Source organism: Mesorhizobium sp. WSM4898, from assembly GCF_029625845.1.
In the GTDB taxonomy this organism is placed as follows: Bacteria; Pseudomonadota; Alphaproteobacteria; order Rhizobiales; family Rhizobiaceae; genus Mesorhizobium.
Map to the genome: position 1 here is coordinate 32,613 of NZ_JARTVQ010000002.1, position 23,389 is coordinate 56,001.

General features: G+C 59.3%; 27 protein-coding genes and 1 pseudogene. 7 read left to right on the top strand and 21 right to left on the bottom strand.

Features of this window, described 5'->3' with window-relative positions:
* Window positions 1-5 precede the first annotated feature (5 nt).
* From tauA to P9228_RS07620, 3 genes are all read right to left on the bottom strand, one after another.
* Window positions 6-1,013: a taurine ABC transporter substrate-binding protein gene (gene tauA / locus P9228_RS07610; RefSeq protein WP_278052930.1), complete on the bottom strand. Its 1,008-nt coding sequence runs from the start codon at window positions 1,011-1,013 to the stop codon at window positions 6-8.
* A 338-nt stretch (window positions 1,014-1,351) separates the two neighbouring features.
* Window positions 1,352-1,765: a hypothetical protein gene (locus P9228_RS07615; protein WP_278052931.1), complete on the bottom strand. Its 414-nt coding sequence runs from the start codon at window positions 1,763-1,765 to the stop codon at window positions 1,352-1,354.
* A 409-nt stretch (window positions 1,766-2,174) separates the two neighbouring features.
* A complete protein-coding gene (locus P9228_RS07620) occupies window positions 2,175-2,381 on the bottom strand; it encodes a hypothetical protein (RefSeq protein ID WP_278052932.1) in 207 nt (68 codons plus the stop codon).
* Window positions 2,382-2,595: 214 nt separating this feature from the next.
* Here P9228_RS07620 and P9228_RS07625 point away from each other — a divergent pair, with 214 nt between their 5' ends.
* Window positions 2,596-2,847 carry a helix-turn-helix transcriptional regulator gene (locus P9228_RS07625; RefSeq protein ID WP_278052933.1) on the top strand — a complete coding sequence of 84 codons (252 nt, stop codon included), beginning with the start codon at window positions 2,596-2,598 and terminating at the stop codon, window positions 2,845-2,847.
* 425 nt (window positions 2,848-3,272) lie between these two features.
* Here the strand turns inward: P9228_RS07625 and P9228_RS30975 are convergent.
* Window positions 3,273-3,365: pseudogene (locus P9228_RS30975) on the bottom strand (thermonuclease family protein); the annotation flags it as partial.
* A 1,191-nt stretch (window positions 3,366-4,556) separates the two neighbouring features.
* Between P9228_RS30975 and P9228_RS07630 the strand changes: the two are divergent.
* Window positions 4,557-4,925, top strand: coding sequence for a nuclear transport factor 2 family protein (locus tag P9228_RS07630; RefSeq protein ID WP_278052934.1), 369 nt, complete (start codon window positions 4,557-4,559; stop codon window positions 4,923-4,925).
* A 21-nt stretch (window positions 4,926-4,946) separates the two neighbouring features.
* Here P9228_RS07630 and P9228_RS07635 read toward each other — a convergent pair whose 3' ends face one another.
* The 4 genes from P9228_RS07635 to P9228_RS07650 form a co-directional block, all read right to left on the bottom strand.
* Window positions 4,947-5,390 carry a MucR family transcriptional regulator gene (locus P9228_RS07635; protein ID WP_278052935.1) on the bottom strand — a complete coding sequence of 148 codons (444 nt, stop codon included), beginning with the start codon at window positions 5,388-5,390 and terminating at the stop codon, window positions 4,947-4,949.
* 102 nt (window positions 5,391-5,492) lie between these two features.
* Window positions 5,493-5,684 carry a hypothetical protein gene (locus tag P9228_RS07640; RefSeq protein ID WP_278052936.1) on the bottom strand — a complete coding sequence of 64 codons (192 nt, stop codon included), beginning with the start codon at window positions 5,682-5,684 and terminating at the stop codon, window positions 5,493-5,495.
* Window positions 5,685-6,152: 468 nt separating this feature from the next.
* Complete coding sequence (locus P9228_RS07645) at window positions 6,153-6,731, bottom strand: hypothetical protein (protein WP_278052937.1); 579 nt, start codon at window positions 6,729-6,731, stop codon at window positions 6,153-6,155.
* A gap of 271 nt (window positions 6,732-7,002) precedes the next feature.
* Entirely contained in the window at window positions 7,003-8,142 is a 1,140-nt protein-coding gene (locus tag P9228_RS07650) for a radical SAM protein (protein WP_278052938.1), read from the bottom strand.
* Window positions 8,143-8,471: 329 nt separating this feature from the next.
* On the opposite strand from P9228_RS07650, the gene P9228_RS07655 reads away from it, so the two are divergent.
* Both P9228_RS07655 and P9228_RS07660 read left to right on the top strand, forming a co-directional pair.
* A complete protein-coding gene (locus P9228_RS07655) occupies window positions 8,472-11,564 on the top strand; it encodes an adenylate/guanylate cyclase domain-containing protein (RefSeq protein ID WP_278052939.1) in 3,093 nt (1,030 codons plus the stop codon).
* Between the two features lie 374 nt (window positions 11,565-11,938).
* A complete protein-coding gene (locus P9228_RS07660; RefSeq protein WP_278052940.1) occupies window positions 11,939-12,574 on the top strand; it encodes a recombinase family protein in 636 nt (211 codons plus the stop codon).
* 164 nt (window positions 12,575-12,738) lie between these two features.
* Here P9228_RS07660 and P9228_RS07665 read toward each other — a convergent pair whose 3' ends face one another.
* The 12 genes from P9228_RS07665 to P9228_RS07720 all read right to left on the bottom strand — a co-directional run bounded on the left by P9228_RS07665 (window position 12,739) and on the right by P9228_RS07720 (window position 20,529).
* The gene (locus tag P9228_RS07665) at window positions 12,739-13,212 is read right to left on the bottom strand and encodes a terminase small subunit (RefSeq protein ID WP_278052941.1); all 474 of its coding nucleotides are present in this window, start codon (window positions 13,210-13,212) and stop codon (window positions 12,739-12,741) included.
* The gene (locus P9228_RS07670) at window positions 13,200-13,577 is read right to left on the bottom strand and encodes a hypothetical protein (RefSeq protein ID WP_278052942.1); all 378 of its coding nucleotides are present in this window, start codon (window positions 13,575-13,577) and stop codon (window positions 13,200-13,202) included. Before P9228_RS07670 ends, P9228_RS07665 begins: the two co-directional genes overlap by 13 nt.
* Before the next feature lie 1,157 nt (window positions 13,578-14,734).
* Window positions 14,735-15,019 carry a DUF6074 family protein gene (locus P9228_RS07675; protein WP_278052943.1) on the bottom strand — a complete coding sequence of 95 codons (285 nt, stop codon included), beginning with the start codon at window positions 15,017-15,019 and terminating at the stop codon, window positions 14,735-14,737.
* Window positions 15,020-15,217: 198 nt separating this feature from the next.
* Window positions 15,218-15,955 carry a hypothetical protein gene (locus P9228_RS07680; protein ID WP_278052944.1) on the bottom strand — a complete coding sequence of 246 codons (738 nt, stop codon included), beginning with the start codon at window positions 15,953-15,955 and terminating at the stop codon, window positions 15,218-15,220.
* Entirely contained in the window at window positions 15,956-16,126 is a 171-nt protein-coding gene (locus tag P9228_RS07685; RefSeq protein WP_179294620.1) for a hypothetical protein, read from the bottom strand. It abuts the gene before it with no gap.
* Window positions 16,123-16,329 (bottom strand): hypothetical protein, encoded by a 207-nt coding sequence (locus tag P9228_RS07690; protein WP_278052945.1) that lies wholly within the window; start codon window positions 16,327-16,329, stop codon window positions 16,123-16,125. Before P9228_RS07690 ends, P9228_RS07685 begins: the two co-directional genes overlap by 4 nt.
* Window positions 16,330-16,493: 164 nt before the next feature.
* Window positions 16,494-16,751, bottom strand: coding sequence for a helix-turn-helix domain-containing protein (locus P9228_RS07695; RefSeq protein ID WP_179294621.1), 258 nt, complete (start codon window positions 16,749-16,751; stop codon window positions 16,494-16,496).
* A 187-nt stretch (window positions 16,752-16,938) separates the two neighbouring features.
* The gene (locus tag P9228_RS07700) at window positions 16,939-17,580 is read right to left on the bottom strand and encodes a hypothetical protein (RefSeq protein ID WP_278052946.1); all 642 of its coding nucleotides are present in this window, start codon (window positions 17,578-17,580) and stop codon (window positions 16,939-16,941) included.
* A complete protein-coding gene (locus tag P9228_RS07705) occupies window positions 17,577-18,959 on the bottom strand; it encodes an integrase (RefSeq protein ID WP_278052947.1) in 1,383 nt (460 codons plus the stop codon). Before P9228_RS07705 ends, P9228_RS07700 begins: the two co-directional genes overlap by 4 nt.
* A 373-nt stretch (window positions 18,960-19,332) precedes the next feature.
* Complete coding sequence (locus P9228_RS07710) at window positions 19,333-19,614, bottom strand: hypothetical protein (protein WP_067328039.1); 282 nt, start codon at window positions 19,612-19,614, stop codon at window positions 19,333-19,335.
* Between the two features lie 414 nt (window positions 19,615-20,028).
* Window positions 20,029-20,322, bottom strand: coding sequence for a hypothetical protein (locus P9228_RS07715; RefSeq protein WP_170950197.1), 294 nt, complete (start codon window positions 20,320-20,322; stop codon window positions 20,029-20,031).
* Window positions 20,323-20,355: 33 nt separating this feature from the next.
* Complete coding sequence (locus tag P9228_RS07720) at window positions 20,356-20,529, bottom strand: hypothetical protein (protein ID WP_095829885.1); 174 nt, start codon at window positions 20,527-20,529, stop codon at window positions 20,356-20,358.
* A 331-nt stretch (window positions 20,530-20,860) separates the two neighbouring features.
* On the opposite strand from P9228_RS07720, the gene P9228_RS07725 reads away from it, so the two are divergent.
* Together P9228_RS07725 and P9228_RS07730 are read left to right on the top strand one after the other, a co-directional pair.
* Window positions 20,861-21,043, top strand: coding sequence for a hypothetical protein (locus tag P9228_RS07725; RefSeq protein WP_127325767.1), 183 nt, complete (start codon window positions 20,861-20,863; stop codon window positions 21,041-21,043).
* Between the two features lie 342 nt (window positions 21,044-21,385).
* Window positions 21,386-22,072 carry an aspartyl/asparaginyl beta-hydroxylase domain-containing protein gene (locus P9228_RS07730; protein ID WP_095826126.1) on the top strand — a complete coding sequence of 229 codons (687 nt, stop codon included), beginning with the start codon at window positions 21,386-21,388 and terminating at the stop codon, window positions 22,070-22,072.
* A gap of 4 nt (window positions 22,073-22,076) precedes the next feature.
* Here the strand turns inward: P9228_RS07730 and P9228_RS07735 are convergent, their stop codons facing one another.
* Window positions 22,077-22,382 carry a DUF982 domain-containing protein gene (locus P9228_RS07735; protein ID WP_095826127.1) on the bottom strand — a complete coding sequence of 102 codons (306 nt, stop codon included), beginning with the start codon at window positions 22,380-22,382 and terminating at the stop codon, window positions 22,077-22,079.
* A 660-nt stretch (window positions 22,383-23,042) separates the two neighbouring features.
* Between P9228_RS07735 and P9228_RS07740 the strand changes: the two genes are divergently transcribed.
* A complete protein-coding gene (locus tag P9228_RS07740; protein WP_278052948.1) occupies window positions 23,043-23,336 on the top strand; it encodes a hypothetical protein in 294 nt (97 codons plus the stop codon).
* The last annotated feature ends 53 nt before the right edge of the window (window positions 23,337-23,389 follow it).

Genomic DNA, 23,389 nt, shown 5'->3' on the forward strand with positions numbered 1-23,389 from the left:
GATTGCTAGTTCGAGGCCTTGGCCACTGCCGCATATTGCGGATCGGCGAAGGCCGCGTAGCTGTCCTTGATCGAGGTGATCTTGTGCTGGTCCTTCAGGAAGCCCGCGGTGTCCTTGAGGATTTTCGCCACCGCGCTCTTCTCGCCGCCGCCCAGCCATTTGTCTGAGACCTGTTCGTCGAGCGGCGGGACGACCGTCGTCTTCAACTGCTCCGAATTCTCGGCCGCTGTGCCGCCCTGCAATTTCGCGATCAGCTTGGCGCTCTCGGAGTCTGGCCCCCAGGCGGCCGGGTTGCTCAGATAGGCCTGGTTGTAGCCGTCGATCAGCCTGACATACTGGCCGAGGAACTCCGGATTGGCCTTGGCGAATGCGCCGGTGACGACCAGCGCGCTAAAGGTGGGCGCGCCGCGATCAGCAACTTGGCCGGCCGTGAGCAGGACCTTGCCGTTCTTCTTGAGTTCGGACAGTGCTGGATCCCAAACGAAGCCGCCGTCGATGTCGCCGCGCTTCCAGGCCGCGACGATCTCGGGCTGCGGGATGGCTATGACCTGGGTTTCCCTTTCGGAGATGCCTTCCTGCTTGAGCACGGCCAGAAGCTGGTAATGGTCGGTCGACACCGGTGCGGCGGCGAGCTTCTTGCCGCGCAAATCCGCCGGCGACTTGATTTCTGGGCGCACCACCAGCGCCTCGCCGTCGCGAGAGACGGACGAGATGTAGAACGCCTTCACATCGAGGCCCTTGCTGACGGCAGCCGAGAACGGGCTCGATCCGACATCGCCGATCTGGACGTCGCCGGAAGCGATAGCTGCGAAAATGTCGGCGCCTGAATTGAAGCGGCGGAATTCGATGTTCCAGCCGGTTTTCTTGGCAAGGTCGCCGTTGGCGATGCCAAGATTATAGGGATTAGCCCCGGTTTGGTAAGCGATGACGACCTTCTTCTCGTCGGCATGAGCCATTCCAGGACTGGCCGTCGCTGCGAGCGCAACCAGGGCGGCGGAAATCAGTTTTCGCATGAGATCGATCCTTTGAGCGGAGGGTTCACCCTCGATTGCCGCTCCATCCAGAGCGTTGGCTCAAAATCTACTTAGTTTTCCGAATGACAAGGGGAGAGCGGAAAATTGACTCTCATCTGGATCGTCAGTCCGACGAATGATCGTGCGCTTTCTCTCACCTTCCGAGGCGAAGCGAGGCGAAACCCTACTTCAAATCCGCGACAACACCTTATGGCGGATCATCCGATGTCCGCTTGTAGGCCAAGCAAACTTGGCTTTAACGGCAGGTATGAGGCGCAAAGCAGACACGAGCCCTCTGCCATCTACAAGTAGGCCGAAGGTGCAAAATATTGAACCCCTTACTCGTCCATCAGGTTGCGACCGATGAACCCGACCAGCGAGAGGCTCCGCTCCGGCTTTGGTGGGTCCCAATCCGGTCCGACCTCCTCGGCCAACGTGCGCATTGACCCTGCCCATCCCGCAAGCTTGGCTGTCCATTCAGGCGTCATCCGGCTGTCTAATGCCCACCCTTCGAAAACGTCCGCGAGCTGCACCATATGTCGATAGCCGAGTTCGCTGCGCACCTCCGGCCAGCTTACTTTGGAAGCTTCTTTGAAAATCTGGCGATGCTTGGCCGCTTCCATTGCGTTCACTGCCAGGAGGTTGTGAGCCGCGCGGCGAAGCGCTGTTCTTTTCTCCGAACTCAGTCCTTCAGCCGTTTCAGCGCGGCTTTCGAGCTTTCCAGCGAGTACAATCCTTTGATGCGGTGTCATACGGGGCATTGAATTAACTGTCGCGGCTGTCCGGTGCAGGGCCACTCTCGAGCGAGCACATATCACCTAGGAAGCGTGAAGCAGTCTCCCTCACAGGTAACTTTGCCCAAGTCTGATTCTGGGACGCGCACGGGACGGAAAACGGTGACGACAGCGGGCTTGCGATCCGCGTCAACGTACACTCTCCACCCGTTTGCATAACCCTTCTGAAACCCGTGAATATTGGCGCAATCAAACTCGACGGTTGTTTTTTCACAACTGCCCCCGAAGCAGATGGTGGCGTGGGGTGCCGGCCCATCAAGTGAGCCATCGACATAATTGGCACACCCCGCAAATGCTCGACCCGAGGTGGTGGCAGCCAGGAGTGCGGCGACAAGAGATAGGACCAGAGTTTTCATCAGCCTCCTCACTAATCGACGAGAACCTCACAGATGTGCTCGGCGTGGTAGCGCGCTCCGAATGGCGACCCAGCCACTTCAGCGAGGAACGCGCGGTGACGCATGTGGCCGCGGATGCAGCGCTGGTACGGCGAGAACTTCGTATCGGCCCAGATCGCCAGAATGGCGCCGATGATGACACTGGCCTCGATGAGGCGACCGCGCGCCCGCCCGGTCATCAGTTTGGTCCCATGGCGAACAAATTAGATCCGCTGTGCACGAACTGCCCCGCGTTAATGAAACCAGGGCGCGAGCGGCGAGAGCAGTCAGACTAGCGCCTTGCCCGAGCTTACACGCCCATTGCTTCAACTTGCGTCGACAGAATATCCGGTTTTTGGATAAAATGAAATTCGGATTACCGCAACGTCGAAGCGAAATTTGCTCGACGAGCGGATGGCCAAAACCCTGCATTCGGACCGCCATCGGCGACTTGCTGAGCTGCTGACCGAGAAGCGAAAGCAGGCAGGATTGACGCAGGCAGCTGTCGCCAAAGCTCTCCATCGCTATCAACCGTTCATCGCGAACATTGAAAATGGCGATCGCCGTTTGGACCTCGTTGAGTTTCTCGAACTGGCCAAGGTGGTGGGCTTCGACCCTTATGAAGTCCTGCGCCAAGTCGAGGCCGTCGACCCACTGAAGGATTAGAAGTTGCCCGGCTCCGGACCTGTTCAATAGACAGCGCGGTTGGCTTCCGTCGAAAGAAGCCCTTGATGAGATCCTACGGCGCGGACTGATCCCGCTGACATGCGCCGTCCTCACGGACTGACTATCGGGCTCTAAGGGGCAACTTTCCGGTCGAAGCCCATTTCAAGGGGCACTTTCTCGCCATCTAAAGGGAATATCGACGAACGAAATTAAGAACAGTCATATGTCTATCGACGTGTCCGGCAAAGGGGGCGCATGTGAAGGTACTTGTGTCCGGCGGCCGAACTTTCACGGACGCAACGTAGCTTGATCATCTCATGGGCAGTACCACTTCCAGCTCGTTATCGAGGGCGACGCGAGGGCGGGTCCTACGCCGACACGCCTCTCGCACTCTGGCGCTTCTCGCTGGCCCGCTGCATGCTGGCGCCGTCGGCGCGCGCGCCGACAAAACGGTGATAGCGATCCCAAGTCACGAACGTGCACCGCACCGGCCTCGAGGCGGCCAGAAAGGTATCCAGCGGCGAGCCCACCGTTCATCTAAATCGGCCGAGAAATTGGCTGACGTACGTGTCCACCACGGTGCTAATGCGCCAACGGTATAGTCGAGCGGTTACTCGTTCGCGCCCCAAAATCCTCTCTGCGTGTTCTGTCGCGAGTTTGAGTAGCGTTTCCGAGACTTCCTGCGCCGACCAGCCTCTCTCAAGGCAAGCCTTCACCAAAGCTTCAAACACGGGATCGAGCGCAACCTCGCAGTTGACTGAGCGGTCGGGGCAACCTTCAGGAAGCAGGGGCGGTTCGATTGGTGGCATCTTGGCCATGCACCCAGAAAGCTCAGCAAGGAAATTCGTTCCGCCTGTCATTGATAGGCGCGCGCGATCGTCCCCTGATCTTTTTAGTAGCTGCTAACGGAATAACGGAACGCTTACGCAGACAAAACACGCCGACGTTTCTGAGCAGCAGTGCGGCCCTCCGCAGCAGCACTTGCAAATCGGCCCGCGAAGCGTCCGCTATCTGGTCGGCCGCGTTTTCCAGTTCATGCACGAATTGATGGCGGGACGGTCACGCTCCTATAGGAATTTCTCGCCTTCCGTCCGGTGCTCAAAGCAGAACCAATGCGGCGCCTGCTTCGGCTTGGCGAAACCCTAACCCGCATCCTTGCTGCACCCGTCGTGCTCGCAAACGTGGTGCTGGACGCCGGCCGGAGTGGCGTATTCGGGTCGCGGCAGTCTGATTTCGTCGCTCATGGGCAACAGTGAACAAAATGAGAACAAAAGAGTCAAGCGGCCCCTCGACCGGATGGGAATATGTTCTCAATTCGAGTGAAAGCCCGAGCAACCGGAAAAGTGGCCGAGAGGCGCCCCCGTGGACCCTGACGCACGCCCTTGACGCCGGGCAGGTGGCGGGCATTCGCTGCGCCCGCTGCAACGTCACCCCGGTACTACAAACCGAACGAGTTGCGGGAAGTGATCGGCAACGTCACGATCGACGACGTGCGGGACAAGGTGCGCTGCCAGCAGTGCAAGAGCTGGGAGGGCTGAGCGCGCAGCTATTCCATCCGACCGGAGAGCAGGCGCACACGATCCGATATCGGCGGCTAGTCCAGATCCGATGGGAGAAGCGGGTGATCTGGCGGGATGAATGACTGGTCCGTAGGACCTAGTCGCATTCTGGGCTGTCGCTACACTAGTTCGATAGGCAAGGAGGAAACGATGTCGGTCTTCGATGATCTACAGGAGATTTGGGACCTGTATGTCGCCGCGTACCGATCAGGGGATGCTGCCGGCTGCGCTGCCATTTTTACGGATGATGCGGAAGTGCATTCACCTTACGGGCCTCCAGCGCGCGGCCGAGCGGCAATCGAGGCGTTGCACGGCACTTGGGTTCAACATGCCGGGCCTAACAAGACTCTTCAAGTAATCGAAGCGGGCAGATCAGGAGATCTCGCCTGGACACTGGCCACCTACTCGGAAGGGGAGGCAGTCGGCAACGGCACCTCGCTCAGTGTCTTTGAGCGTCAGGTCGGCGGAGGTTGGTTGATCCGGATCTGCAGTCTGAACAGTACTGACGCCGTCGGCTGAAGCCCCGCCGCAATTCTGTCGTTAGGTGGCCTTTCGCCTCGCGCTCGCCTTCTTGACCGGCTTGGCCGCCGGCTTCCGACCAAGCCCACTGGCCTTAGCCAATTCAGATCGCTGGGCGGCATAGTTAGGCGCTACCATCGGGTAGTCCGGCTTCAGACCCCATTTGGCCCGGTATTCGTCCGGTGTCAGGCCGTGGTCGGTCGACAGGTGCCGCTTCAGCGACTTGAACTTCTTCCCGTCCTCGAGGCAGATGATGTAATCCGGGAACACGGATCGCTTCGGATTGACCGCGGGAGCCTGGGCCGGCGTCTCGGGTTTGGCCGATCCCTCGATCTTCGAAAGAGACAAGTTCACGCTCGTGATCAATTCCGGGAGAGACGCAACCGGCACGGGGTTGTTGCCGACGTAGGCAGACACGATGTCGGCGGTGAGCTCGATCAATTGGCTTCGGCTGTCTTCCGGCATGCAGTATCTCCGCTCGTGGCACTAGGTAGCCGAACTCTCTTAGCCGGTTTTTGGCCAAGCGCAACAGCGCGATGATTACCTAAACGAAGCCATAGCTAAGCATCAATTGCCCGTTGTGCCGCTGGTAACCGTTCCCGTCACAGTGCCCGTACTGGTATTTTCCATGCTGCCGCCGATGAACTGCATCGAGGGGCTTTCGCGCATGACTGGCATCAAGATCGATGGCACAAAGGTCGACTCCTCGAGCCGGCAAACCATCGTGCTAAGGCGCATCGCCGGTTCTTGGAAAATCATTCACGAACATGCCAGCTTCCTATGGCAATGGACGGAAGTGGGCTCGCTGTTACGGATCTTTTGCCGTAGTTCCGGAGTGCGCCCTCAAAAGGGATTCGGCTTTCACGCGGCTAAGGTCCGTAGGTGAACGGTCGATTTTTGGGCGCGTAGCTGCCATTTGTCGGTTCGGCATCTGCCGCCCCACACCACCTCGCCGACACCGGCGGGGTTGTCGGCTTGGCACCATTTAGCCTGGACTATTCCAGGCCTGCACTTCGTAGGCCTTCGATATACCTCGATCGGTCTTCGTAACACGCAGCTAACGTGGAAGGTCAGCAGATTGTTGCGAGCCGGATCTACTTATTCGATGCAAATCAAAGGAAGAGGGTATCGATCTCTACAACAATCTTCCCGTCGACTCAGCCTTGCAGATCAGCAAGTTACAAAAGCTTGTCTTTGATGAGTCCACCCCTAGTAAACGTCCGCGATCTATTTTTTAGTTCTCGGTCGTTTTCGCGCCTGCACCGGCGCGACCAGTCCCATACCGACCACCGGATTCTCTTTAGTGTAATCTTCAAGCTTCTTGGCAGTAATCAAAGACGCTGGCTGGTATTTGAACTCGCTCCGGGATGGATCTTTCGACCAGTAAGACCGAAGCTGTGTGATTGCTTCAGAAAGATTAGGCGACATTCGTATGGCGTCTTTCAGAGCTTCTATCGCCGATTCTGAATCGTATGACCAAAAGGTTCTGTAATGATATTGGTAGCCAATTGACCAATACGTTCCCAAATACCTCACACCGTCAACCTTTTCCACCATCTGCCGAATGAAAGCTTCATTGTCTGCCAGGAATTGATGGAATGCGGGCACATCCTGGTAAGGAATGCCAAATGTCCATTCAATCAGAATACAACCCAGGGCGTAGGGAACAGCCGGCTCGCACGGTGTAAATGAAATAGCCCCGTGCGTGCGAACTTCAACGACAACCGGCTCTACCGCCGGTGGCGCCGGAATGCCTTGCCGACGTACCAAGCGCTTGACCTGTTCGATAGTCGGTTTGCGTGCCACTAGGAAGTCCTCCTGGTCGCGAATGGTTTCTTCGGCGCTTCAAGCCGGTTCTACAGGCTCTATGACGCCCTGCTGAATGAGATCCTCAATCCCCCGCCGCAGTTCAAGCCGTGCCACTTCGCGCGAGCGCGAAGGTTCGATTGTAGCAAAATAGCTACGCTCCAGCGACCTCCAACTCCGCCCGTCGCACAATTCCATTATAAGCCACGCAGACGAATTGAGGGTGTATAGCCTCGGGTTCTCTGGGGTGAACACGATGCAGATACCCATCTCATCGATGGGGCGAATACGCAGGTTTTCGACCTTTCGAAAGGAGACGCGACGGTAAGACACGCAAGTCGACTCCATCATTCAATGTCGAGCAGAACGGATCAGGCGCCCCCCAACGACCATGATAGGCATAGGCTGCCGAGCGGCATCCTCCGCGCGTTCCTTCAACGGCATCGCAGGTCGGGCAGGACTTTTCGACCACACCGGAGCGCAGTTCTCGGTAGAGGGCGTGCTCCCAAGTGGTGAGGAACGGCACCTCGCGAATATTGCCGTAATCGACGTACTCGCGGAGATAAGCGCACCCAATCGACCGGCCGAATGGATCTACCGCAGCAGCCTGCCAGCAGCAGTTTCGGTCATTGGGATGCCACGACTTCATCACGGTAAGCCCAGATGGTGGTGCAAGCGAGTTGAGCACAGCCATCTGCTCTTGCAGGGACATCGCCAACTCACGCCAGCGGGACTTAGCTCGCCCCAGAGGATAGAGACGCAGAATTCCTGCGCGGGCAACACCGAGCTCGTGTGCAAGTTCCAAATACTCTTGCAGTTCGTGCATATTCCTCCGGTTTAGGATCGTGAGCACATCAGTATCGATGCCAGCCTCGAGCAGGTAGCTGACCGCTTCGCAAGCTTTCTGGAAGCTCCCGCTAACTCCGGTGAAATAATCGTGCGTCTCGGCTCTCGCTCCCATCAGGTCGATGAGCACACGGCCTATGCCGATCTGCTTTAGGCGATGCGCCATCTCGCGATTGATGAGGGTTCCGTTGCTCCGCAACATAGTCATCATGCGGCGAGCGCAGTGCGCCAAAATTTGAAGAAAATCTGGCCGAAAAAGAGGTTCCCCACCTTCGAAATAAACGGAAATAAAATCATTGCTGACCAAGTAATCGAGAAACCTCTGCCATTCGTCAGTAGTAACTTCGGCAGGCGCTTCGCTGATCTGGCAATCTGCATAACAATGCTTGCACTCTAAATTGCACGTCTGGGTTATTGACAAGGTTATGCTTAGGGGTGAGTTCAGAACAGGTGGCAACTTCAGGTCCTCCTCCGCAAGAATAGCACCTCTCGTTAGGGAAATCCAACGCGGCGCCGCTGGCGCTCTGACGGGCAGCCCTGGAGTCAGCGCCTCGTTTTGCGTCAATCGGTGCCCCGAGCCTGGTTTCGGCTTAGAGTGCTCGCAATTCCAGGGCGTAAAAGATCGAGTTGATGATTTCACGCGACGACCAGCGCGCGCGCTTTCGCACGTCGGCATAAACGGCTCGGTCAGAGTCCATTCGGAGTTTCTAACATAAGCCGCCGCGGCTATGATGTCGCCGGATCCACATCGTGGTTCCAAGAGGGCTTCGACAACCTTTGGAGTCGCACGAACCCGGCCACAAACCCATTTCTCGGGACGGGCACCCACAGGTCCATAAGCTGGAGACGCTCCGTATGCGCTGTCCTCAGTGTCGGTTCGAGAATGGGGTTGGTATGCGGTTCTGCGGCAACTGCGGAGCACCCCTGACGAGCGCACCTTCGCCCCTGTCCGACGCCGCCGCACTCGCCTCCGCAGAGCGCAGGCAGATCACCGTCGTGTTTTGCGACATCGTCGGGTCAACTGCTTTGTCGGAGCAACTCGACCCCGAGGATCTCCGGGACCTTTTTGCTACCTATCGATCCACTTGCGATGAGGTGGTCCGCCATTGTGGCGGGTGGATAGCTTCCTACTTCGGGGACGGTCTTCTCATCTACTTCGGCTATCCCGGTGCAAGCGACGACGATCCGGTAATGGCTGTGCGCGCTGCGATTGAAATCATCTCACGTTTCCAGCAACGTAGCACTGAAATGGTCGATTGCGCTGATGCCAGCTTGCAGGTTCGCATCGGCATTCATACCGGATTGGTGGTTGCTGGCGATCTCCCCAGTGGATCTGAACGGGAGATTTATTCTATCGTCGGCGAAACTCCCAATCTCGCAGCTCGTCTGCAAGCGCTCGCTGCGCCCCAGACGGTACTCATCAGCGATGCCACATACGCTCTGGTCAAGCATCGATTTGAATGTCGCGCTTTGGGAGAGCGCCACGTCAAAGGCATTTCGCGTCCGATTCGAGTCTATGTACCGTTGGCTGAATCAGCCTTCACGTGGCAGGATGCATTTGAAGTCCGAGACCTTACTCCCCTCGTTGGACGCACACGCGAGTTGGCACGCCTCAGAGAAGGTTGGGAGCGCGTACTGCAGGGCAAGGGTCAAGTGGCGTCAATTTGCGGCGACCCAGGATTTGGCAAGTCACGCCTCGTACATGCTTTTCACGCCAGCATAGCCGACGAGCATTCAATGCTTGCGTGTAACTGCGTGCCGCATTCGTCCGACAGCGCGTTCCTCCCGATTATTGATTTGCTGCATCGGCATCTTTCAATTGCCTCGTCGGATGGCGCGGCCGAAAGACTCGCGAAACTTGAAACGTCGCTAAAGCAATCGCCCTTTCGGGTGGAAGAAGCGCTGCCTCTGATTGCCTCTCTGCTGTCGCTTCCGACTCCTGCCGGATTGGACACGACCAATATGCTGCCTCGGAGGCGGCGGGAGAGGACGATTGAAATCCTGCTGACCTGGTTGCTTCGAGAGACGGAGCGTCGCCCAGTTATTCTTGTCGTTGAGGATCTCCATTGGGCCGATCCCTCCACGCTCGACGTCATCAAGCAACTTCTTCAGCTAGTTCCAACCGCGAAGCTATTTCTCCTCCTGACGTTTCGGCAGGAGTTCGTGCAACCTTGGGTCGATCCCTCTTACGCTATGCGATTTACGCTTTCGCGCCTCTCCTCTGGTGAGACCAACGAGATCATTGCCAACCTGACCAAAGGAACCGAGCTATCACCGGCGTTGCTCAGTCAGCTGATTGAACGGGCTGACGGCGTGCCGCTATTCGTGGAGGAATTAACGAAGACCGTTATTGAATCTGCGCAGGCCAGCGATAGCGCGGCGACTCCCGCCCTCCTCGACGAGGCTACTATCCCTGTAACGCTGCGCGACTCCCTGATGGCCCGACTAGATCGGCTGAATTCCATCAAAGCGACCGCGCAGATCGCGGCAACTCTTGGCCGCGAGTTTCCGTTCGAGTTGCTGAAGGCAGTCACGTTGGCTTCTGAGACAGAGCTGCTGAGCGCTCTATCCCAGCTGGTCGACCGTCAGATTCTGTTACAGCGTGGTATTCCTCCGCAGGCTTCGTATTCTTTCAAGCATGCACTCATTCAGGAGGCAGCCTACCAATCTCTGCTTCGAAGCTCACGGCGCCGCTATCATCTGCGGGCCGCCGAGGCGTTGGTTGTTCAGTTCCCGGATTTCGCCGAGCGGCAACCGGAGCTGATAGCTGGGCATCTCAACCTCGCTGGAGATACAGAGCGCGCCATAGACTACTGGCAAACAGCCGGCGAACGGGCACTGAGCCGCTATACAAACCTCGAGGCAGAAGCTCACTTCCGAAAAGCATTGGCTGCTATCATGAGCCTTTCTTCCTCTCGCCAGCGCCAGCAACAGGAAGCCTCGCTCTTGATCGGGCTTGGCACCGCGCTGACCGCGATCAGAGGTTGGGCCGCTTCTGAGGCTGAGCACATCTATGCGAGGGCGCGTTTGCTGTGCCAGACAATCGGAGATACGCCACAGCTCGCGGCTGCCCTTCGAGGTTTGCAGTCGTACTACCAGGTGCGAGGACCTGTTCAAGCGGCACGAGAAATCGGTGAACAACTCCTTGAGGTGGCAGACCGGGGTAATGATCGCTCAATTCGAGTCGAGGCTCGACGCGCCCTCGGCTGGTGTCTCTTCTGCCTCGGCGAATTCACGGCAAGTAGAAGGCAGCTCGAGGCTGCCATCGGCGACTACGATCCAGCGTTGTCGCGCAGAAACGTCGTTGCGTACGGATCCGATGCTGGTGTCGCTGGCCTTGCCAATCTTGCCTGGCTCGAATGGTGCGTGGGTAACTCCGAGTGTGCAGTTGAGCGAAGCCGCGAAGCAATCCGTTTGGCAGAAACGCTCGCGCATCCGCTAAGCCTCACCTATGCACTCTGTATGTCGGCAGCTGTCCATCAGGGCCTCCGTCAGCCAGAAATTGCTGAGGAGCTCGCGACGAGCACCGTTGCGATAGCTACCGAGAATAACCTTTTGTACTGGATGTCCTGGGGTACCATTCTTCGGGGCTGGGCCGTTGCCGAGCAAGGCTCAACCGATGCAGGGATCAACATGCTGAACGAGGGAATCCAGGCGTACGCCGCAACAGGTGCGGAGCTGTTTCGGGGCTATGCTCTCGGGCTTCTCGCCGACGCCTGCGGCAAAGCAGGGCAGCCAAGCGAGGGGCTTCGCCATATCAACGAGGCGGTCGTCAGCAGCACGGCCGTAAACGTGCACTTCTTCGACGCGGAACTCCACCGGATTGAAGCGGCCCTTCTTCTACAGTCGGGAAGTGGCCCCAAGGCAGCCACTGAGGCGCTTGAACGCGCGATAGAGACTGCCCGTAGTCAGGATGCGAAGATGCTCGAGCTTCGCGCCCTGAACGATCTGGTACAATTGCGCAGGCGAGCTGGCCCGTCCGTCTGACGATCAGACCGCGATCGCGACATTGTTGCTAGACCGCCCTGGTGTCAGCATCGCAGTGGATGCGCCGAGCCCGCCAATTGGGGTTCAGCCATCCCGGGCCTCATGAGGCCGAGCCAGCTGCACTGTCGAAACGAGAACTGCTCGACCCTGCCCCGGTCTGCCACAAGGCCGAGAGCCAGGTGCCGACCATCGCAGGAGCGGCGCTTCGTGGCCCCTCCATCCGAAATTCCCCGAGGAAGAAGCGCAGCAATGTACGCTGAGGTATAGCCTATCGATCAACGGAAATGGGGTCCGAAGAAGTGTCCGTTAGGGTTGACTTGGATCAACCGACAGGATATTCAACGGACACAACCCTTTCGGATAGATGTCGTCCTGTGACCAAGACCGTCTTTTATGCCCGTGTCTCGACTGCCGACCAGACGCTTGAGCATCAACGCAGGCAGGCCGAGCTGGCAGGTTTCAAGATTGATCAAGAGATTGCCGATCATGGTGTATCCGGCATCTCGACGAAGCTGGCGGAGCGACCTCAAGGAAAGCGGCTGTTCGACATCCTTCGTCCTGGTGACACGCTTGTGGTGCGCTGGGTCGACCGGCTGGGCCGCGACTATAGGGACGTGTCGGATAGCATCCGGCATTTCATGCGTGAGGGTGTGGTGGTCAAGACCGTTGTCAATGCCATGGTGTTCGACGGAGCGACCAAAGACCCCATCCAGCAGGCCGTTCGGGACGCGCTGATAGCCTTCATGGCAGCAACGGCTGAAGCACAGGCGGTCGCAGCCAAGGAAGCCCAGAAGGCAGGCATTGAGGGCGCCAAGTCCGACCCCAGGTCGTACCGTGGCAGGAAGCCGAGCTACGACCGTAAGGCATTCGACACGGTGGTTGCAATGCTGGGTACAGGGGCTGGTGCATCAGCCATAGCCAAGGTCACGGGCTTGACGCGGCAGGCGGTCCTCAGAATCAGGGACGACCGGATTGGAGCGGAGAGGGCACTCGCAATGTGGGCGCTTTAGGCGTGGTCGGCGGGAAGGTCACCTGGCCCATCCTCACCAAGCGCAAGGGGTTCGCACCGTAGGAGCGAAGGCCACCCGAAAAGCTAGAGGGCTCCAACCGGATTACCCCACGCCCCAGGCCGTCTTGGCCCCCCATTTACCCGGCATAACAGGAGATAGAACTCTCAGTGCTCTGATTTCTTCGCCGGCAGCGCCAGCGGCGGCTGGCCCTTGATCGCCCGCGCCTCGTTGATCATCGAGGCCACCTCGAAGCGCAGCTCGTCGTCGGTAAGCTGGCTGAAGGTGCCAGTCAGGTTGACGTTTAGGCTCCGCTGGATGTCGTGGCCGGTGATCTTCGCCTTGGCCGCCAAAGCCGTCGCTGCGGCACCGTACTGCTTTTCCCGGTGTGCGGCGGCAATTATCTGATCGTACTCGGCGACCAACGATTCCCGCGTCACGACCATCTTGTCGGCCAGATCGTCGATAAGCTCCTTAAGCCGCGCCCGAATGTTATCCTTCCTCATCAGCCTCGCAGAGTTGGCGATGGCTGCCTCTTCGGTGCATTTGTACCCTGCTTTCAGGTATGCCTGATAGGCCGGCATGCCTTCTGCCTTGAACTGACAAAACTGCTCCCAGCGTGCATCCTTCAGCGCAGGCATCGCATCTCGTATCCCACGGATTGCAAGCGCTCGGCGACTCTTCGGCGATCGCGCATGAGGCTTGGGCGCATCAGCTTGACGCCGTGCAGCTTGTGCCTGTTTTTCCCTCTCCCCTCTGGCGACATGACAGCAAGTTCGCACAGGACAGTGAAGCACTTGAAGATGTATTGGTTGATCAGATTGAAAAGCTGCGTCCATTCGCGCTTGGCGCGGGCCGGAGGGGACCATGACTGTGCAGCGGCCCGGACACTGCATTTGTAGCCAGCTTCGAGGTACGCCTTATAGGCGGGCAGGCCATCCACATAGGCTTGGTGACGCGGATTTTTAAGTGGCGCGCATTTGACCTGGCTTTCCTCGTTGCTCATGGGCCTCGCTCTCCATTGATACCGTTCCCAAGGTACACACATGCGCCCCCATAAATTCTGAAAGCGCATGCGGGGGGCCGCGGCCCATGAGCAGGATGGTGAAGTCTCGGGGCAGCGACGATTGCTGATTGGCGGCGACACGCAACCCGCTGATCAAGGGGGAAAGATGTGGGAGTTCGATCGACTACTATCTCGCACGGACTGAAAAAGGCTGGTTGCGGAGTTGGTTCCAGAAGGAATTTCCTCGCTTGCACTGTGCATGTCTGATCTGCCGTGCCTTCTTCAGGCCAACTAGGCGACCAAGGCAGAGATCGAAGAGCCCTTCATTCCGGGAGAAGGACAGCAGAAGGCACGAAGACGCCGTTCCAGGCTCTTCTCGGGAATCGTAGGGCGCAGCTAGTTCGACCACCGGCCGGAGTCGAGGCGCCGCGCAATTTCTTCAGATTGGCTGGGGGCGAAGCAGTCGGCACGTTTATCGGCGCTTCCTTCCCTCCGCCGCCATCGCACCATTCGAGCATGCGCGGCCGCGCTCGGATTATGCACTCTTCGCGGGACCTCCTCGAGATGATTCCGTCGACCGTCATCACCGTGCCGTCTTCCTCCGCCCTCGACAGATAGGCGCCTTTGCGCTCTCTTGGCTTCGAGCTTCGTCGCCTTGCGTCGGCTCGCCAGGTGCCGTGCCGTTACCTCCGTTTCGGTTCGCGCCGGCTCTGACCGCGGCCTTTGCCGTGGCGCGCCTCTTCCGGCCTTCAGATCGACGCGAAGGGGGCCGTCGCTAATCCGAATGCCGGGTTCCAATTCTCGCTCCGCCTCAACCTCCCTGACCGCATGTCCGGTTTACACACTAGGCCGCAGTTTCGGTTCTCGCGGTTAGTGTGATCCCGATCGTGGCCTGGCTCGTCACGCAACATCCCCGCCGGCGCCGATTAATTCGATGAGTGAGACGAATGATCTCGGCCTGGATGGCAGCTTGGAAAGGCGCCGAGATGTTGGTCCTGCTCCGCCACGCCAATGCCAGCGCCGACATTTGCCGGATCAGGGCGTCCGTCACCTGGCCTCGGTAAGACTGGGCCGAGCGGAGGGTCGGCTTGGCGAGCGTCTTTTCTCCCGTCGAACGGATACAGCCTAGCCTCCGGACCATTGAAAGACGACGACGGTCATGCCGCGCCACCGTAGCTGCGCCGTTGCCTTTCGGCCTCGGCGGCTCGCCTCATTTCTGCCTGAACGGCTTCGGCGAAACGATCGACGTATGCCCGAATCTCAGCATCGGCCAGCCCCTGCACCTGAAGCCGAGCGTATAGGCGCTGGCACTCCATCCGCCAGAACCGCACCGCACGTTCGCCCTGCCGGCGCTCAAGAATGCGCGCAGTCTGCCGGATAAAACGAATCTCCGGATCGATCGGGAACGGAATATCTCGGCCTGTGTACATACGTGCGTACATGCTTTTTCGTCATTGTGTCTGCACATTTTCGTCACGCTGCTTTCCTCCTCGCACACGTTCGTCGCAACTCCCAGGGACCCAAGCCCCTGGCACCCCTGCTGGGGGATGATCCCCCAGACCCTCTCGCGCGGTCGGCTTCGCCAGCCGCGAGTGGCAAGGAGCGAGGAACGGGAGATGGCAGTGCGTCCCTCTGGAGGATCATGCCGCAGCCTCCTGCTTCGATGACACAACTGGGTCGCCGTCCGTCTTGGCATCCCTTTGCACAGGTGTGTCGCCGTTCCTAGGAACATCTACTCGCGACGGACTTGTGCAATCGGTCCTCGCCTTCCTGTAGAACCACGTCCGTCGGCTGATGCCCTCGGCGTTCCAAGGCTCCAGATGCTCAGCGGACTCGGCCTCGTAGGACTCGCGATCTTTGCAGCCGCGCGCCTTTCTGCCCTCCGCTTTCTTGCTTCGATCGCGGTCCCGCTTCCGCTCTTTCGCGAGGTTCGCCCGCTCCTCCTTGGAAATGTCGCACGCGCCGATCGTCTTAAGCCGAAGCCGATCACGCTCGGCCATCGTCACCGCCAGAAGCCCGGCGACACCATCCGCAGCCATCATGCGACTGTGACGGCTGGCTTGAGCGAGAATATCAGTGAGTTCGGCATCGAGCAGCCACGGCGCCCATTTCCGGCACCAATTGAACATGTCCTGCCCCGATGGGGAAAAGGCCGCGGCCTTGACGTAGTTGAGGCAGGTTTCGCGATCGTCGGTATCTTCTGGATCCGGGATCATGCCGCCGTGGCGATCCTTGATGACCTTCTCGACTTCACGCAGGCGCAGAAGCTGAATCGAAAAGGGCTTGGTTGTCTTGTGAGCCGGCTTCTCTTTCAAGATGACGTAGCCGAGCATCAGGCGCTCGGAGCCGTCCTTGTTGAGTTTGACGACCGGCCGCACCTACGTCGCCCTCCGCAGTTCATGGCTCTGACGAATGGCCTCGATCGCTTCAGCGGCGCTCAGGCCAAATGTCTTTCGCAACGCCGGGAGAAGCGGCTTCGGCCGGGCCTGGAAAGGTGTCGCGACCAGGAAGCGGGCGGCCGCGTCGATCTTGGAGGGGTGCTTGGTCATGCCGCTCCCCTCTTTCCGCCGCTCGGACACACCATGCGTGCGCTGACGATGGCATCGGCCACGATCTGCAGCTCACGCTTTTCGCCGGCTTGCGTTGTCAAAGTGCTGCGCTGGACGCGGCCTGACGCGCTGAGCAGGCCACCGTTGCCGTGCCGGAGGAGATCGTCAGCCACGCTGCCTAACGCAACGATGCCGATCCACAAGGGTGCAGCATCGTTGTCATCGAAGCAAACGACGTGCCTGCCGTTCTCGCGTCTACCTGTTCTACAAGACGCCATGACTTGCCATAAAAATCAGTCGGGATGGAAGCTGTCGCCGGTCTCGGCGAGGATCTGGGCGATGCTCAGCCCGCCGGAGGAAGGCAGCGTCATCCGGTCACCGTCAGCGTGCCGTCGCCCTTCGCCGAGGCCTTATTGTCATTGATACCGTCTCGGTCTTTCAGGGACCGGGCGGGCAACGCACGAAGGAACGCTTCCAGGTCTTCACGCAGGATGACCGTGCGCCGGCCGAATTTTCGGGCTAGAAGCTGTCCATTGCCGATTGCGGAAAAAATCAGCGTGCGGCCGATGCCGGACACTTTCGCTGCTTCCTCGACGGAAAAGCCGAGTTTCTCGATTTCGTTCATCACGACGCTCCGCGAGCCGTTAAAGATCGCGGACGACGGTAGGGAGGGAGCGCCGAAAAAATTCTGACGCGCAAAAAAAGTTCCGTGGAAATTAAAAAGCGCCCGCATGTGGGGCTGGATTTCTATCTGCCGCTGGAGATCTTTGCGCTCGGAAGCCCGCTCAGCCTTGGCGGATCTGCCCTTAACTCTATCGCGGCGATTGGCGTCGATAGGCTTTGGTCAAGTGGGATCGTGCCAGGCTCATGGCATCACGCTCACGCTTGGAAATCTCCCCGTCGGCCTGGAACATGGCTCTGGCTGCGGCCAGCACTTCGCATTCTTCGGCCGTCAACTCGTCTTCCGACTGCGGGTCGCTCCGTTTCGGCGGCTGTGCCTGCACCCTTGGGTCTTCAGTCGGGATTTGCTGGGCTTCGACGGTAATGCTCCCCTCATGGCCGACGACATAAAGGCCGACCCCTCGGGCGCGAGCTTCCTTGCGGGCCTTCTGCACCAAGAGCGTGAGTTCTTCGTCCCGGCGCGCCCCGTACAATCGATCTTCAAGCGTCCGCCTATTCTCATCGTTCCAGTGATTGAATCGCCTCGAGGTGACCAGGATCCGCACGGCTGCCCTATCGGAACACTGCCGCTCAGTAATGACGCGATCGGCATCGAGGATTAATGCGATGTCTTTCCCGTAGTCCCGCGGACGGCCACTCCTGTGGCGCTTGTGCGGCCGAAAGCCCTGCTCGGGTTTCACCAGGAGTGCCGTCAGGAGTCCGATGAAGCCGTCGGCGGTTGGCTCGATGCCGAAGTGCACGTACAGCAGTCTCAACTTGTCCAAGTCGGTCACGACCGACCTGCGATCTGGATGACATTTCCATTGCTCTGGGCAGGCACCAGCGGAACCACTGCCGCCGCCGCAAGGTCTTCGAGGCCATCGGCAATCCATCGGCCATAGTGGCGCTCGATCATTGGCACAGACGTGTCGTGCAGCGCAGCGACAAGCCGTATCGGCAGATTTGCCCTGATGCCTCGCACGATCGAGCTGTGCCGCAGGCTGTAGGGGATCACGGTCGGCATCTTTGCCCTGGCCCGGATCTCATACCAAGGGCGCTGCATTTCACTGGCGAACTGCCATGCGCCACGGCCGGCGCGCTCCCATCCAATCGAGCCCGCAACCTGCTTGCTGCGCCACCGCTCCATCAAGATCTCATCATTGCCCCTGCCCGTCGTTGCCGGCAGCAGCGCGTCCATCACATCCTTCCCGACCGGCACCGGTACACTGGCGATCTTGCCGCCACGGCCCTTGCGGGAGCTTGGAACCATGAGGCGCGACTGTGCCCGCTGCACGTCGCCAACCTTCATGCGGGTGATCTGGGAGAACCGGGCACCGGTTGCCGCAAGCACGACCACCAGCCGAAACAGATCGCCATTCCAATTCCCTTCGATGTCGATTTCACGAGCGGCGGCGAGCAACTTGCCGACTTGCGCGGCTGATAGGATCTGATTGTCTCGGGCAAGCGGCGCTGCTTCGTCGGTGTCCATCTTCTCAGCCTTGAGGCCTTGCTTGATGACCGCCGGCAATGTCGGATCCAAATGCTCCCGATGCGCAGCATAGGCGCCGTTGAGAGCGGCCTTGAGGTCGTTGATGAGGCGCTGCTCGGTCGAGCCCTTCAAATCGTCTGGCAGCAACTTGCGCCAGTTCAGAAGGTCACTTTCCTTGAGAGCATGCAGGCCGACATCGGCCAGCGGCGCCGCAGCCACGGCTCCCCGACTGCCTCGCTTGTCCTGACCGAGTATATAGCGCCGCAATCGTTGCCCGGCATCTGAGCGCACCGGGCGGCCCTTCCTGCGGCTTTCCCTTGCATCTCGCTCGGCAATGTAGCTTTCAACAGCAAGGCGCACGGTCAGCGCAGGACCGGCAGCTGCAGCCTTCGCTTCCTGTCTGGCCTTGGTGACGATCTGGCGAGCCTGAGCTTCCGCCTGAGCGAACGTTAGCACGCCGTCCGTGAGCTTGTCGTTGACGTCGTTTGCTGGCCCGACTGGCGCCTGCAGATAGTTCGCGCCCGGCCCATGGTTACGCCAGCGAGCGAACCAGACCCCTCCCCGTTTGCCCCGGCGATACCAGACCGCAGCATCGGCATCGAGGCGACGAGCGTATTCGCCAGCAGGCAACTTTGAACGTGCGCTGGCAGTGGTGATCGGGGCTTCCCTGAGGGTCTTGGCCATCGTGTTCCCGCCTTGCGGTTTTGAAAACACGTCGAATATAGGTCGAATAAACCCCGGTGTACAGCAGCGAACCGAAATGAATGAAAAGCCCAGAAATCCTGGATTTCAGCGAACCAGCGCGAACGCAAAGCCTCGAAAATCATGCCCTTTCACGGCGGTAACAGGGGTTCGATTCCCCTTGGGCGTACCAGCAGATGTCAGCGACTTAGCACCCTCTCCCGGCAAATCATCCAATAAGCGTCAAATAGCGACTGCGTATTACGGCCGACGGTGACCGCGAAATGGCCCGCTCTGAGAATCCGTGGGCGGCTCCTGTCATCCGTTCGCGCTTTTCATAACGTGAACGCCTTCCAGCGCTCCATCGAGCCAGACATTATGGCTCAAGGAGTGCGAAACCATATAGCGCCCACAACTGCTCACATTCTCTCGCCCTGAGGCTCGGTGTTCCTGCTTTTCCGTAAAACACCATCGCTCCGCGAACTCCGTATCCAAGCACGGATGCATTCGCAACGAACTGGATAGCTTGCCCCAGGCGCATGGTGCCGATCTTGGCATCAGTCTTGTTGGCGAGGTCGACGATTCCAAGGATCTCAGCGTCAGTGTTCCTGGCTTCGAGAACAGCATCCGAAGTCGCACTGGTGACGCTAAAAGGCATCGTATTAGCCTCTGCTAATAATAACAGCGAACTAACGCGTCTTGTTCCCGAGGATCGACAGGCCCGGCCACCGAGGTCGCCGGGAATTGCCTCGTATTTTAGCGACATCTGAAACAAAGGGATTTCGCGAGCGTTTAAAGCTCCACAAAGGAGCTTCGACGATGGACCCGGCTACCGCAGCGGTGATGGTTTTGCTTTTGTGCAGCCCAGGCGAGGCTTCGATCTGCAAACCGCTTAATACGGCGCCTCGGGTTTTCGCCTCCCTCAACGAATGCCGTGTCACATTGGAAGCTGAACTCGCCGGCGCTCCTAGCGGAAGAATGGTCGGCCGATGCCAGGTCGTCGATCCGACCATCACGGGCTCTTTGCCAGCCGGCTATACGACAGTTACGGTTACGCGCGGCGACAGCAATGTCAGGTATATTGTTCCGTACAAGGAATAGCCGGGCCACCTGAGCAGCCGAGCCTCGTCCGAAGAGTATCGATCAGCAGCCCGTCTATTTCCGCCGCCAAACATTCTCCACCCGAACCAAGACGAAGCCAGTGGCGTGGGTCGATCTCAATCCGGTAGGAATCGCCGTGCAGGGTTTCCATCGTATGGGCCAGGAATCGCGCAGCAAGATCGACTTGGGCCAGCTTCGCCTTGACCTCTGCGGCTCCGTCGGCGACGGCATCGGCACGCTGCGGAATTGTCCTCCTGCCGAACAAGGGCGGCTTAGCCGGCTCTACGCTGAAACTTCGTCAGATACCGTCCCAAGTGTTGGAAGAAAGATATTTGGTGGTCGGCATAACTGCCCAGCCAAAATCCATTTGCATTTCGCGCGGCGGGCTGTTCAGCATCCGCGTCGTTTTTTGGGCATCATGCGCATATTTCAGGGCCGCTCCCATGCGGTTGAGCGTTTTTAAAATCGACATGGCTCATCATCCTTCCATGTGCCGAAGCCGTCCCGCGAGCGATCTTCGGCTGCTTTCGATCGGTACTAGATGGTCGATGATTGTTTCCGCCGCGTCGCACGCAAGCTCACGGGCTGTAACCAAACAGTTGCCCCTGAAACGCTCGCACACAACCAAGCTGGTCAGAAGGTTTTGAGGTGATCGGAGTTGTCCCAGGCATCCCACGCCAGGGAGCGTGTGCCGTTGCCTCCTCGAAACAAAGCCGAAATTGCGCACCATCAGATCGAAACATGATCGCTGCAAAAACGGCGTTGACCGGCACTGCCGGAAATCAGAGCAAAGGGAAACTCAAATGACCAACATTATTCGTAATGCAATTCTGGCTACTGTCGCGGTTTTCAGCTTGTCCGGTGCGGCTTATGCTCAGCAGCAGACCATCACTTCTTGCAGCAATCACGATGATTACTGGAGCCAGTGCCTGGGTGCCGCAAACAACGGCCACCAGAGCGGCGGCCGCGGACACGATCGCCACTGATTGACGATCGGGTTCCAACAAATGCCTCGCTGGCAAGTTGCCGGCGGGGCTTTGTGCGTTCTGGCAACCTCTTTGATCACAGGACGCCGCGCAGCGGCCCAATCGCCCCCGGTGTGTCCTGAGGTGCACGACGGCGGCTGCAGCCGACCAGCCGCTGGCGCTGAGACGCCACGATCGACAGCACGACGCCCGAAGTCATCGAGGCGTCACGACTGGTCCGCAGATGACATCCAAGACGCGTGATACAAAACCGAACGTCTGGCTGACGCCTCGGAACAAATCTCCGTGACCCATAGCTGAAAGCAATCGTGCACTATATTATAACATGGTCGAGGCGATGCGATGTCGAACGTCTACGATCTTGGAAGCGATCTGGTGCGTCGTATCTATGAAAAACGCATAGATGCACCGGCGATTCTTGATGCCTCCACGCATTTTCCCAACGCCACAAAGTTCGCGGCCGTCTGGCAGAGTATTCGCGATGAAGCGCTGTCGGTGCAACTGAACCGGGTGCCGCGTTTTCACGACATCATGCCGGAACAGGCCGAGATTTCGGCCAATGACGGCCTCGATTGGCGCATGTTCGTGCTCAAGGCTTACGACATGACGATCCCGGAAAACCTTGGGAAGATGCCTACCCTCAGCCGGTTGCTGTCGGAGTGCCCCGAGGTCAAATCGGCGGCTGTTTCATTCCTGGCGCCGCGCAAGCACATCCCGCCCCACCGCGGCCCCTTTCGCGGCATCATGAGATTTCATCTCGGCCTTGTCATTCCGAAACTGGCGGACGGCCGCCCGGCAACGATCATGATGATCAACCATGAGGAAAAGCGGATCGCCGACGGCGAATGCCTGCTGTGGGACGACACTTTCGAGCACGAGGTCATGAACAGCGCCGATCAGGCGCGTATCGCCTTGTTGCTTGATGTGTGGCGCCCGGATATGCCGCTGGACATGGAGATCCTGTCCAGGTTGATCGTTCGCGGCGTGCAGGTGGGAATGCACTACAGAGGGGTATCTTTCGCCGGTTGACGCGTCACGCCCTCGCTTCGCGAAATCCTCTTGCGCTGCCGCCGCGCTTCAGCGGCAACATCATGTCCCTTGCAAGCAAACCGCTGACGCGGCAGAAGGCCATGAAGGCCCGGCACGCTTCCTCGGCGCTTGCCACATCGACCGTCGCGCCGAAGCAGGAGTTAAACGCGGCGTCATAAACCTTGCCCTGCCGGCGCTTCGGCCAATTCTGCAGGAAATCGAGCGCCTGCTCGACGCTGTAGATTTCCTCGACCGGCAGGCCAGGCGCGGGCGTGATGCGCACCGGCACCTCGAATTGCAGTCTGTCCATTCCCTGTCTCCCGAACTGGCGAAGTCGGAGCGACGCCGTTCGTTCTGAAAAGTTCTTTGACCGGCTTTTGACGCAGGAATGTGACCTCAGTGCGGTGCGGGCCCGGCGACTGCCGCGGCAGATCGGCGCTCTGGCCACATCGTTCGACCGGGCGATGCAACCGGCATCGCCCTGTCGAGGTTGCGTCTACCGGTTCGCCGGCTCCCTCTCCGCCTCGTAGGCCATGCGCGAGACCGCCATCAGCAGATAGGCGGACGGCACTGCGAAGACGACGCCGAGCACGACGCCACCGTCCTTTCCACGCGAAGCGTTGCGGCTAAGGCCCAATAAACAGTGGCTATACAGATGACTGCCTGGACGGCGAGAAACGCGGCTGCCGAAGCAGCGCGCGTGAGTGTCTTGAATGTCTTGATACGTTGCATCGAGAAATGTCCAATGGACGCGCCACGCAACCTGCCGACGGCCGGTCGCCGTCGCCAGGTCGCGGCGCGCAAGGAAAAGTTGAGGTGAGGAAGCTGCGGCCAGCGACCGCCTGACTCAGGCGGTTGGTGGCGCGCGGGGCTGATTGGGATGCGAGAGCGGCGCGGCCACAAAGGCAGGCGCGATGCCGGCCTGCGGCAAAGCCCGCCAGCGACAAGGAAATCGGATGCGGGAGCGAGAATGGCGGGATTGCCGCTGACGAGCTTTACCGGCAGCGGCCGGCCGGCGCGGGCTTCGAGGGCCTGCGCCTTGCCGGCGATCCTCAGCCAGGCAAGCGTTACGCCCTGCCGCATCGCGCTGATGCCGGCGCCGCCCGGGGCAGACGCTGTCGAGGCGGAGACCTCGGCCTGGGCGAAGCTCACCAGCGCAAGCGCAAGCAGCGCCATCAGGGCCGAGCACGCGGTCCTGCTTGGCAGCAGCGTCGATCTTGCGCGTTCCGGTGCCGTCAACGGGCGTAAATCTCCTGCATCCTGACCCGGCTACCTCAAGGGATGGTGCAAGGAAAGCTTTGCGACACCCAGACGCGC